Genomic DNA, 11,352 nt, shown 5'->3' on the forward strand with positions numbered 1-11,352 from the left:
AGGCTATGAATGCCCATTCTTGTGACTACTTTCCTATGCCTGACCTCATTCCCGAATTTCAGACCTGAATCCTTACGATGGTAGCAAGAGTTTTTTTAATTGATATTAATTCAGCGCTCGTTTGCTGAGCCGGAATATGATACTGGTGCGATCGATTCATCTGTCTATTGTTTGCAGTGCTTCGCGATCGCCATGACAAGAAATTGTAGGGTAGATAATTTAGACTCAAAAAACCTCCAATCTTGCAAGATTGGAGGTGCGCTAAGCGAATACGTTGGTTTGAGATAACTATTTGACGATCGCGCTTTGGACTTGTTCGATCGCAATTTCAGAACTCAACTCAGCAACTGGCGAAACCGGCAAATCCAGCTCGCCACCTGGAGCTTCTGGGTGTTCGCGAACGACTGCAACCGCATTTGCTGACTCAGCTACAGCACCCGCCGCCGCCAAATCGAGCAACGCCGGAACTTCCAAGTGTCCAGAAACACCTGCATCTGCGATCGGAGCCGACTCTTCAAAAACTTCAAAATTATCGGTCATCGCAGCGCAAGCAGCAGAAGCGCGCTTGCCGGCACGGTAGCTCATGTAAGCAGCACCGCCACCCAAAACTCCAGCCAAACCGAGGAAACCGATAGCTGCTGTTTTGTAGGATTTCCACGGATTAATGCGCTCCGAGCCGCCGGAACCTAGGAGGGTTGTCGCAGAACCAGATTTAGACGCGCTAGATTTGCTGTAGGAACAGGGGAAAGCAGATGCGGCGTCACCTATGGCGATGCTGCTTGCGATCGCGACTACGGAAGCAATGCCAGCTAACACTTGAAACTTCTTCATGATGCTTGGGAGATTGTAAAGGATAATTAAAAAATTAATGGTAACAGCTCTTTACAAATCTATCAACTCTGCGCGCCGTCCATATCGCGGATCGATCGCAAAAGTCAGCTATAGCCTCACGCACTTCAAATTTAAAATTGCCCGCTTAAAAAACTGGAATGGTTATTATGTAAGCATTTGGGCGAACAGATCGGTGGAAGTTCAAGTTTTGTGAACCCATACTTGGATCGCGCCCAAATTAGAAAATCTGAGGTGAGACAGTAGAAATTTTAATTACAGAGCGGCAAACACTTGGTGACAAACTACTTTTAAGGCTACTTTTGTAAAGGCTTAGTTATTGGAAAAACTCTTATTTTTATGACAGACAGCGCGAATCAAGGCATTGACCGAGCTCCTCGCCGATTGTTGGTGACGGGCGGGGCTGGATTTATCGGCTCGAATTTTGTGCATCACTGGTGCAGCAGCTATCCGGGCGATCGAGTAGTGGTACTCGATGCTTTAACCTACGCCGGAAACAGAAAAACCCTGGCAACTTTGGAAGGAGGCGAAAATTTTCGATTTGTGCAGGGGGATATTTGCGATCGTACCTTAGTCGATACCTTGCTCAAAGAAGAAAACATCACCACAGTCGCCCACTTTGCCGCAGAATCCCACGTTGACAGGTCAATTATCGGGCCTGCCGCCTTTGTTCAAACCAACGTTGTCGGAACCTTCACACTTTTAGAAGCCTTCCGCAAGCATTTTGAAGCCATTGATGAGGCATCTCTCAAAACCCAAATGCGCTTCCTCCACGTTTCTACCGACGAAGTTTACGGCAGTCTCAGCCCCGATGACCCAGCCTTCACAGAAACAACGGCCTACTCGCCCAACAGTCCCTACTCAGCCTCCAAAGCTGGTAGCGACCACCTCGCCCGCGCCTATTTCCACACCTACGGCGTCCCGACAATTATCACCAACTGTTCCAACAATTACGGCCCCTATCACTTCCCAGAAAAGCTCATTCCATTAATGTGCATCAATATGTTATTGGGCAAACCGCTGCCAGTATACGGCGACGGTCAAAACGTGCGAGATTGGCTGTACGTTCTCGACCACTGCCGCGCTTTAGATGTCGTTATTCACCGTGGTCAGCCTGGGGAAACCTACAATGTTGGCGGCAACAACGAGGTAAAAAATCTCGATTTAGTGAAAATGCTGTGTCAGCTAATGGACGAATTAGCTTCTGATTTACCCGCCCGTCCTTGCGAACAATTGATCGCATTTGTCAAAGACAGAGCCGGGCACGATCGGCGTTATGCTATTGATGCCACCAAAATTAAAACAGAGTTAGGTTGGACTCCCTCAGTAACCGTTGAAGAAGGTTTGCGACAGACTGTAGAATGGTACCTAGCCCATCGGGAGTGGTGGGAACCCCTGCTTTCGGAGGAATATCAAACTTACTACCGGAAAGTCTACTCTAACTAATCTCCTCCTGGACGCACCGGCTACAAAAAACCAGAACCAGTAAAAAACTGGTTTTCCAGCTCAAGAGTGCGTCCAACAAAGGTTTCTGTCTTGCCTTCAAGCTTTACATTTAAACTCTCGCCGCATAAACCGGGTTAGAGAAAGGAAAATCTTTCGTGGAGTGCGATCGATCTGAGTTAAAAAACCTGTTTTCTTTTGTCTTTGCTCCTAACTTCAGATTTAATTAGGTGAAGGTAGATATCACACATATTTGCTCTTGTCAATCTTTGTGAAGATTTAGTGAAAAATCATCCCAAACGCATAAATTTAAGTGTTTGTAGCTGATAATTTTAATAGAGTTACAAGCTTAAGCATTTTAGAAGCTTTTAGGAAAAACAAAAAGCAGCAATGACCGAAATAAACTCGCTCAAGCACATCCAAGAACCTAAATACTGGCTGTTAGGCATCGCCTCCGGTTTGATTGCCATACACCTAACTCTGACTTCCCGAACAAACGACACTGACCTGTTCGGTACAATGTTACTGTTTTGGGGAGTCGTAGCATTTCTAATTTGGGAAAGGCACGAGTCTTTAAATTTTGAAAGCGGAATTTTCGCCAGCTTTTTTGGGACAGCGTTAATTGCTTTAATATTGCTCAAAAGTTCGTCGATATCGGGATACGACTTTTTTATCCGAGCAACGCCTTTTTTGTCTGGAATCAGTCTCGCCTTGCTGGCTTCCGGCACAAAAGGACTGAAACAATATTGGCAGGAACTTCTAATTCTTGCGTATACAGCTATTCCTCCCGGATTGATCGGAGTATTTGTTGATGTTCCAAAATTAACAGCTAAATTTTCAGCTTTCATCCTGCACTATGTAGGATTTGAAGTAGTGCGGAAAGGGGTTTTTCTAATCCTAGAAAAGGGAAGCGTGGAAGTGAATCACGGCTGTTCCGGGGTGAATGCGATGCTACAATTGTTAGGACTAGCTCTGGTTTTCTTACTGATGTTTCCTACCACTACGGGTCAGAAAATGGTATTGCCATTCGTGGCAATAATTACTGCATTTGTAGTGAATGCCGCGCGAGTTGGTCTCCTGGCCGTGCTGGTATCGCTATCTCAACCCGAAGCATTTAAATACTGGCACGAAGGAAATGGTTCGGTAATATTTTCGATGATTGCTGTATTTATTTTCGGGTTATTCTGTTGGTTTGCAATTTTGAAAAACCAACCCCCAAATCAGGAAGGACAGAATTGCTAATGGCTATTACCTCTTGGAAACCACTTAGGCTTTCCCTGTTGGCTGTTACTTTGGGAGGGGTTTTGTTGGTTGCCGGAAAGTTGGTTTTCTATCCATCGGACGGCAAGAATGTGGCAACCCCGTTTGAGTTTCCCGAGTCGGTGCCTCTAGCCGATTGGAAACTAAACAAGAGCGCGCTTCTGGAAATCAAGGAAAATTCAGAATTCAAAGCTGCCAGGAAATATGAATATCAAAAAAATAGCATGGCTCTAGAAATAGAGATGCGCTATGCAGTAGACACCATTGGGGATGTGGAAGGTATGATGAGGGGACATACTGTTCTCAAGTCGTCTCCTGGTAAACTAGCATTGGCAAACACTCAAGGCGCAGGGTTTCACGGAATTTTGCAACAGCAAAATCGACTGTATTTGAGTTCGTGTATCAATCCTAATGGCAGTGCTACAGTAACTTCCCAACAGTTTAGATATAATCGAAATACTCGAGATTGGCAGCCAAACCGTATTCTGTTTTGGTTGTTGGGTAGGGGAAATATTCAAGACCGGCGCTGTTTGTGGACTCAGATGTCTGTGCCTTTGGATAAAACAAATCCAGAAGATGCCAAAAAAATTCTAGAGAATGCTTGGGTTTCTTGGTATGAGTGGTGGCAGCCGCGATTCCCCGAACCTTGACTCGATTCAGTCGATTTTAGCTTTTAGCTTTTAGCTTTTAGATTTAATCCACAGGTGAATCTGGAAGCTTGAACAAGAGTCTAAAATGTTTGACTATCCACGACTTTGGTCGGGGGATTGTATCCGTTATTGGGCGGCGTCAAGAGAGATTTTTCTTAACAACAACTCTGATTATTTTATGAATGACTTACAAGGCGAACAAGGTTTTTCTATCTACAGACTGCGTTGGATTGGCTACGGTCTATTAATTTTGTCTGTATTAGATACGATTGCAGTTCTTATACCAGCCAATTTTGGCAATCGCCTCTGGGAATTGCAAACGATTGGGGCTGTAGTGGAACGGGTGCCAGTTCCTTTACTGGCAATGGCGCTGATATTTTTTGGCGAAGGATACGAACGCCGAGGTTTGGAAGACCTTTTTTTGAAGGTTTTGTCTTGGGTTTGTCTGCTGCTAGGTCTGGTTTTTCTGTTGATGCTACCTTTGGGAATTTTTGGCACTATCTACGTCAACAATCAAAACAACCAGCAAATTACTACTCAAGCAAACCAACAATTAGCTCAGTTGCAGCAGGTGGAAGAACGGCTGAATAAGGGTAGTCCTGAAGATTTAAGGAATTTGGCGGGGGAACTTACCCGTTTGGGGGTACAAGCGGATACGCAAAACCCACAGCAATTGAAAGAGCAAATTCTTTCGAGAATTACTCCGGCTAAGGAACGGTTACAGACGCAAAGTGCTGCGGTTCAGCAAAGTCAGCGCTTGGGGTTATTTAAAAATGCGATTAAGTGGCTGCTGGGCGCGCTGATTTCTAGTGTTTTGTTTTTTACGCTGTGGCGCGGTACTGACTGGGCTCGCTAGTAGTTTTGAGTTTTGAGTTGCGAGTTTTGAGCTAGTAAGGTGCGCCTAGCGCACCCGGAGAGACTTGTTGAGGACTAAGGTGCGCCCTGCCCTGTACACGCAGCCCGCGTCTTGGTGGTTAAAAAGACCCTCAAACCCTGGAAATTTCGTTGGGGGCAGCGCTCCCTCTTCTTCTTTTCAAAAGATATTATCGGTAATAAATCTTGTTTATTGCCGATAGCCAACACCGAGAATGAGGCAAATCGCTTGTTAGCGCAGCCCTCGAAGAGGAACGCACCTTGACCAAGAAACTGGGTACAAGCCTCGCCCTTTTAGGGCGACTTTAGTTAAAACTTGTGAATAAGCGTTCCGGCCTTTCTTCACGACTGTATAATCAGAGTAGGAGGATAGAGCAAGTGTTTAACTTAACCTACGAGTACAAATTAAGACCAACGCCAGCGCAAGCAGCCATTTTTGAAGATTGGCTGGAACAGTGTCGTCGCGTTTATAACTACGCGCTGGCAGAGCGCAAGCATTGGTTTCATTCTCGTAGTTGCCAGGTTAACGCTTGCTCTATCCGCTCTGAATTTATTATTGGGGCCGAAACAAAACGACCAACTTATGCTAGTCAGTGCAAGAACTTAACCGCAGCCAGGGCAAGTATATCGGCTTTGGGTGCCGTTGCCGTACACGTTTTGCAACAAACATTGAGACGGCTTGAAAAAGCGTTTGTCAGTATGTGGGAACAAAAGCACGGTTTTCCTCGCTTTAAAAAAGCGGGAACAATGCGGTCTTTTGTCTTCCCTCAATTGGGGGTTGATCCGGTTCAGAATGGAAAAGTAAAATTACCCAAGATTGGATTGGTTAAACTTCACCAATCGCGTCCTATTCCTGATGGGGCAACTATCAAACAAGCCAGAATCGTCAAGAGAGCCAGCGGTTGGTATGTAATGCTAACCCTACAATGGGACGTGTCAGTGCCGTCGGTTATGCCACACGGCGAGGGGATTGGGATTGATGTTGGCTTAACTAATTTCATAGCAACTTCTAACGGTCTTTTAGTCAAGCGCCAAAAGTTTTTTGTTGAGGCCGAACGCAAGCTTAAATTGCTGCAACAGCGCGTCAGTCGGAAAAAGTTAGGCTCAAATAATTGGAAAAAGGCTCAGAAGAAAGTTTCTCAACTGCACGAGGACATTGCAAACTGTCGCCAAGACTGGCACTGGAAATTGTCTCACCAACTCTGTAAAGATGTGGGGATGATATTTGTTGAGGACTTGAACCTAGTAGGATTGTCTAGAGCAATACTAGGTAAACATTGCTTAGAGGCAAGCTGGGGTCAGTTCTTCACAATATTAGAGCAAACCTGTTTTAAGCATGGCGTGTACTTCCAGAAAGTAAGCACTCATAAAACAAGTCAGATTTGTCCTAGTTGTGGTGTAGAAACGGGCAAAAAAGAATTGTCAGAGCGCACCCACACCTGCTCAAGTTGTAACTACACAACTGATAGGGATATTGCAGCAGCTCAAGTAGTTCTTATTAGAGGACTTGCAGCCGTAGGGCATACGGTCAAGATGCTTTCTTGCAAGTAAATTCGTCGGAATCCCGGTGAAGGAAGAATCCTCGTACCTGATAGTCGAGGAGTGTCAAAGTGCTGGCATTGTGCAATCGACAATCTCAAATCTAAAATCTAAAATCTCAAATCCACAATCTCAAGTCTAAAATCCACAATCTAAAATCTAAAATCCACAATCTAAAATCTAAAATCTAAAATCTAAAATCGATTGATGGTATTTTCTAGTTTGTCGGCAATGCCTTCTACCCAGTTTTCATCTTGTTTTGTATAGCTGCGGGGCGCGTTAGCGCCTAAGATTAAAACGCCTTGGGTGCCGATGGGTTGACAGATGACTCCTTGAGTATTTTCTGGCAAATAGTCAAATTCAATTTTGCCGGGATAAATATTGAGATTTACTAAATAAACTGGTTTATTTTTGTCGAGCACTCGCTGCAAAATCGGCCCCGGTTTGACTTCGGGATTGATGCCTAAAATACCGCGCCGCAATAGGACTTTTCCTTGATACACAATTACGATCGACCTTGTGGCGGTATTTGTCAACAGCAAACGCGACGCCCAGGCTAATTCTATTTTCACAGCATCCGGCAAATCCGGCGCAAATTCAAAACCTTCTTCGCCGATAAGTTTTACGGAATCGGGCGATCGCGCTTGCACCTGCTGCCACAGCAAACCTGTTAAAATCAGCAGAGCGCTGATAATTACTCCCAAAGCGTCCGATCGAGCTTGAGAATCTGTAATTTGCTCTGTCAGCAATCGGTTTACCATTAGCAGCGTACCTGCTAACCCTCCTGCAACTAAGGGCAATTGCCGCAAAACTTTATTGGGATCAGATTTAGTCATTAGTCATTAGTCATTAGTCATTAGTCATTAGTCATTAGTCATTGGTAATTGGTAGTTGGTAATTTAAGTAATGCCAACTGCCAACTGCCAACTGACTTTATCCTACTTCCCCAATTTCGACAATTCGCTGGAAGAGATAGCCGGTGCCGCGGGCGGTGAGAATTAATTCGGGATTGCTGGGGTCGTCTTCCAACTTTGCCCTCAGCCGCGAGATGTGAACGTCCACTACGCGGGTGTCTACGTGGCGTTCTGGCGTGTATCCCCAGACTTCCTGCAAAATTTCCGATCGCGAAAAAGGCTCTCCAGAACGGCTGACAAGCAGTTCTAACAGGCTGAATTCCATGCCCGTGAGGCGAATTCGCTCGTCGCCTTTGTAAACTTGGCGCTTGTTGGTGTCAATCCTAATGTTGGTGACGTGGATGACTCCAGAACTGGGAATTCCCGATGCGCCGTTTTTGTCTACCCGGCGCAATACCGAACGGATACGGGCTTCTAGTTCTTTGGGAGAGAAGGGTTTGACGACGTAATCGTCGGCGCCCAATTCTAAACCGGTGATGCGATCGGCTACGTCTCCCAAAGCAGTTAGCATGATGATAGGCACGTCTGACTCTTTTCGCAACTCCTGACAGACGCCGTAACCGTCTAGCTTCGGCATCATCACGTCCAAAACCACTAAGTCGGGTTCGGTGTTGCGAAATGTTTCGAGAGCTTCTTCGCCGTCAGCAGCGGTGACGACATCGTAGCCAATCATGGAAAGGCGAGTCTCCAGAATGCGACGGATACTGGCTTCGTCATCGACTACCAGAATTTTTTCTTTATGGTTTTCCAAGTTACCGAGCACTCCTTAAGTTACATTTCAGATAATGTTATTTTTTTGTACCCTATCATAGAGGACACAAATTGAATCATGGGCGGCGATCGGTCTGAAAGCTTGATAATTGCTTTAAATCAGACTTTTCTAAATGTTAGGGTGACTATTTATCATAGTAAACAATGCCTAAGCCTCGAATACAATATATTTGTCGGGAATGCGGGTATGATTCACCACAATATTTTGGCAGATGTCCTAGCTGTCAGAAGTGGGATTCTTTTGACGAGCAGTTAGAACAACCTACTGCTGGTGTGCCGCGGGCTGGTTTAACTGGGGTGACAACTAAGACAGTGGGCGGTTCGCCCCCTGATAAGTCGAAGGGTCAACCAAGGGTATCTTTCAGATTATCGCAGATTGCTGACCAAACTCAGTCTCGGTGGCCTTCTGGTTACGGGGAACTCGATCGAGTTTTGGGAGGCGGGATTGTGCCGGGATCGCTGGTGTTGATTGGGGGGGAACCGGGAATCGGGAAATCGACGCTGCTGTTGCAGGTGGCGAATATGTTGGCCCGCAAGGATCGGATACTGTATGTCAGTGCGGAGGAGTCCGGCCAGCAGGTGAAGTTGCGATCGCAGCGTTTGGGCGTGGCTAATCCGGTTGAATTGTCAAGCAACGGCGGGCATAAATCTGGCAGTAACGGGGAAGCTAAAAAGGATTCGGAGGACAATTCAGCGGAGAATTTCTACTTGCTTCCAGAGACGGATTTAGAAGTTGTTTTGCGGGAGTTGGAAGCGCTGAAACCGAATGTGGCGGTGATTGACAGCATCCAAACTATTTATTTTGCTAGTTTAACATCGGCGCCCGGTTCGGTGGCTCAGGTGCGGGAATGTACGTCTGCTTTGATGCAGGTGGCGAAAAGGGAAAATATTACTTTATTTATTGTCGGTCACGTTACGAAAGATGGAGCTTTGGCCGGGCCGAGGGTTTTGGAACATTTGGTAGATACTGTACTGTATTTTGAGGGCGATCGCTTTGCTTCTCATCGACTTTTGCGATCGATGAAAAACCGTTTTGGCGCTACTCACGAAATTGGTGTTTTTGAAATGGTAGCCAACGGTTTGCGAGAAGTAGATAATCCGTCGGAGTTATTTTTAGGGAATAGAGATGAATTTTCGCCCGGTACTTCGACGACTGTTACTTGCGAAGGAACTCGACCTATTTTAGTAGAAATTCAGGCGCTAGTCAGCCCTGCAAGTTTCGGTTCGCCGCGCCGTACTACTACTGGTGTGGACAATGGTAGATTGCAGCAAATTTTAGCTGTTTTGGAGAAAAGGGTGGGGATTCCTTTATCTAAATTAGATGTGATTTTGGCGACGGTGGGCGGGTTGAAGGTGGACGAACCAGCGGCGGATTTGGCAGTTGCGATCGCCGTTGTGGCCAGTTTTCGCGATCGGGTGGTTGATGCACGCACTGTTTTGCTTGGGGAAGTGGGTTTGGGGGGACAGGTGCGGCCGGTTTCCCAATTAGAGTTGCGGCTGAGAGAAGCTGCGAAATTGGGTTTCAAAAGGGCGATTATTCCTAAGAATCAACCGGTGCCAGAGTTAGGAATGGAGATTATTCCGGTGGCTAAGGTAATCGATGCCATTATTGCGGCGATTCCGGCTACTCCCGCTCAGTTGCAGTCGGCTGATATGGAATTACAGTCTGTTGATTTGGAGGAAGAGGATTTGTTTAATTGAGTTAGAATTGTGATGTTATAAATTGATAGTAAGGAGGCACGAATTATGTATCAAGTAGACATTATTGAGGCCAAAGAAAAGCTTCTGGAATTAATCGAAGCGGCGATGAGAGACGAAGAAATTGCGATTACTCAAGATAACCAGCCTGTTGTAAAATTGGTAGGAATACCGCCAGCTAATAAGAAGCGCTGGTCATCCAAAGCAGGAAGTGCCAAAGGAATGGTTTGGATGTCCGATGATTTTGACGAACCGCTAGAAGAGTTTAAGGAGTACATGGAATGAGGTTGTTGTTGGACACTCATGCCTTTATTTTGATGCTTATGCGATGATCGCACGAGTGTGGTGAATTAAGTTAGTGCAAAAATAAAGAGGCAAAAAGGAGGTAATAGCAACGTGAGCGTTAGATTACATCCCCATGCTCAAGCACGATTGATTGAGCGAGGTGCAACTGAGGCAGAAGTAATTGCTACTGTTGAAAGTGGCACAACTTTTCCGGCTCAATTTGGCAGAACCGGATTTAGGCGCAACTTTTCCTTCAATGCTGAGTGGCAGGGAAAAGTTTATGCTATTAAGAAAGTGGAGGCGATCGCAGCGTCAGAAGGCGAAGACTAGATGATTATCACTGTAATTGTCAAATTCTTTTGAGCAGGAGGTTCCCGTGAAACTGAGTTACGATCCGAGATACAACCTAGCTTATATATACCTGCAAGAAAAAACCGCACAGGTAAAAACTATCCAGGTTAGGGAGCAAATGAATGTGGATATTGCCCCAGACGGTACTATTTATGGAATTGAATTACTCAATGCAAATCAACAATTAGGGGCAGATAGTCAAGGAAAACTGATTGTAATCAACGAAGCTTTGGGAGATTATTCTGAGATTAAACTCGCACTATAACTGTCTTAATAAAATTAAGTTCAATACAGATTAAAACCTACCATGAAAGCCTACGAGTTTCCAGCAAAAGTCACAGATGAAGGGAAAATAGAATTTCCCGATACTCTCTTAAAATACTTGGCAGCTAACCAAGAAGTCCGAGTTATTGTTCTGGTGCAAGAACCAACTGACACAGAAGAGGAAAACGCTGCTTGGCAGATCCTTGCTGCTGAGCAATTATTGGCTGGTTACAGCGAGGAAGATGCTATCTACGACAATATTTGAAATATGCCCAATTATCAATCAGGAGAAGTTCTCTTACTGGCACTACCGTTTGCCGATGTAACAACATCAAAACTCCGTCCTGTGCTGGTACTTTTGGATGCAGGAGATGAAGATACAGCGGTTTTCGCTGTTATGAGGTACAATCAATAATAATGAAATATCATTATGTAATCAAAGCTAATGAAAGCAT

At 45.4% G+C, this 11,352-nt stretch carries 14 protein-coding genes; 11 read left to right on the forward strand and 3 right to left on the reverse strand.

Annotation, left to right across the window (positions count from 1 at the left end; genetic code table 11):
• Nucleotides 1-288: 288 nt before the first annotated feature.
• Complete coding sequence (locus QUB39_RS29725; protein ID WP_333058148.1) at nucleotides 289-831, reverse strand: hypothetical protein; 543 nt, start codon at nucleotides 829-831, stop codon at nucleotides 289-291.
• 357 nt (nucleotides 832-1,188) lie between these two features.
• On the opposite strand from QUB39_RS29725, the gene rfbB reads away from it, so the two are divergent.
• The 5 genes from rfbB to QUB39_RS29750 all read left to right on the forward strand — a co-directional run bounded on the left by rfbB (nucleotide 1,189) and on the right by QUB39_RS29750 (nucleotide 6,626).
• Complete coding sequence (rfbB, locus tag QUB39_RS29730) at nucleotides 1,189-2,295, forward strand: dTDP-glucose 4,6-dehydratase (RefSeq protein ID WP_333058147.1); 1,107 nt, start codon at nucleotides 1,189-1,191, stop codon at nucleotides 2,293-2,295.
• Nucleotides 2,296-2,682: 387 nt separating this feature from the next.
• Nucleotides 2,683-3,534 (forward strand): cyanoexosortase A, encoded by an 852-nt coding sequence (gene crtA, locus QUB39_RS29735; protein ID WP_333058146.1) that lies wholly within the window; start codon nucleotides 2,683-2,685, stop codon nucleotides 3,532-3,534.
• On the forward strand, nucleotides 3,534-4,202 hold the full coding sequence (locus QUB39_RS29740; protein WP_333058145.1) for a cyanoexosortase A system-associated protein: 669 nt from the start codon (nucleotides 3,534-3,536) through the stop codon (nucleotides 4,200-4,202). Before crtA ends, QUB39_RS29740 begins: the two co-directional genes overlap by 1 nt.
• A gap of 178 nt (nucleotides 4,203-4,380) precedes the next feature.
• The gene (gene hpsJ-A / locus QUB39_RS29745) at nucleotides 4,381-5,058 is read left to right on the forward strand and encodes an HpsJ-like protein, cyanoexosortase A-associated (RefSeq protein WP_333058144.1); all 678 of its coding nucleotides are present in this window, start codon (nucleotides 4,381-4,383) and stop codon (nucleotides 5,056-5,058) included.
• 395 nt (nucleotides 5,059-5,453) lie between these two features.
• Complete coding sequence (locus QUB39_RS29750) at nucleotides 5,454-6,626, forward strand: transposase (protein WP_333058143.1); 1,173 nt, start codon at nucleotides 5,454-5,456, stop codon at nucleotides 6,624-6,626.
• Nucleotides 6,627-6,808: 182 nt separating this feature from the next.
• On the opposite strand, the gene QUB39_RS29755 is transcribed toward QUB39_RS29750, so the two are convergent.
• Both QUB39_RS29755 and rpaB read right to left on the reverse strand, forming a co-directional pair.
• Nucleotides 6,809-7,450 carry a cofactor assembly of complex C subunit B gene (locus QUB39_RS29755; RefSeq protein ID WP_333058142.1) on the reverse strand — a complete coding sequence of 214 codons (642 nt, stop codon included), beginning with the start codon at nucleotides 7,448-7,450 and terminating at the stop codon, nucleotides 6,809-6,811.
• A gap of 97 nt (nucleotides 7,451-7,547) precedes the next feature.
• A complete protein-coding gene (gene rpaB, locus QUB39_RS29760; protein WP_071587789.1) occupies nucleotides 7,548-8,279 on the reverse strand; it encodes a response regulator transcription factor RpaB in 732 nt (243 codons plus the stop codon).
• A 164-nt stretch (nucleotides 8,280-8,443) separates the two neighbouring features.
• On the opposite strand from rpaB, the gene radA reads away from it, so the two are divergent.
• From radA to QUB39_RS29790, 6 genes are all read left to right on the forward strand, one after another.
• The gene (gene radA, locus QUB39_RS29765) at nucleotides 8,444-10,000 is read left to right on the forward strand and encodes a DNA repair protein RadA (RefSeq protein ID WP_333212759.1); all 1,557 of its coding nucleotides are present in this window, start codon (nucleotides 8,444-8,446) and stop codon (nucleotides 9,998-10,000) included.
• Between the two features lie 45 nt (nucleotides 10,001-10,045).
• The gene (locus QUB39_RS29770) at nucleotides 10,046-10,282 is read left to right on the forward strand and encodes a type II toxin-antitoxin system prevent-host-death family antitoxin (protein ID WP_333212761.1); all 237 of its coding nucleotides are present in this window, start codon (nucleotides 10,046-10,048) and stop codon (nucleotides 10,280-10,282) included.
• Between the two features lie 111 nt (nucleotides 10,283-10,393).
• On the forward strand, nucleotides 10,394-10,612 hold the full coding sequence (locus tag QUB39_RS29775) for a hypothetical protein (protein WP_333054553.1): 219 nt from the start codon (nucleotides 10,394-10,396) through the stop codon (nucleotides 10,610-10,612).
• 46 nt (nucleotides 10,613-10,658) lie between these two features.
• Nucleotides 10,659-10,898, forward strand: coding sequence for a DUF2283 domain-containing protein (locus tag QUB39_RS29780; RefSeq protein WP_333054552.1), 240 nt, complete (start codon nucleotides 10,659-10,661; stop codon nucleotides 10,896-10,898).
• 42 nt (nucleotides 10,899-10,940) lie between these two features.
• Nucleotides 10,941-11,162 (forward strand): hypothetical protein, encoded by a 222-nt coding sequence (locus QUB39_RS29785; protein ID WP_172184599.1) that lies wholly within the window; start codon nucleotides 10,941-10,943, stop codon nucleotides 11,160-11,162.
• A 3-nt stretch (nucleotides 11,163-11,165) separates the two neighbouring features.
• Nucleotides 11,166-11,312: a hypothetical protein gene (locus QUB39_RS29790; protein WP_333212763.1), complete on the forward strand. Its 147-nt coding sequence runs from the start codon at nucleotides 11,166-11,168 to the stop codon at nucleotides 11,310-11,312.
• Nucleotides 11,313-11,352: the final 40 nt, after the last annotated feature.

Origin of the sequence: Microcoleus sp. AT8-B5 (assembly GCF_036705565.1) — a bacterium.
Taxonomy (GTDB): domain Bacteria; phylum Cyanobacteriota; class Cyanobacteriia; order Cyanobacteriales; family Microcoleaceae; genus Microcoleus.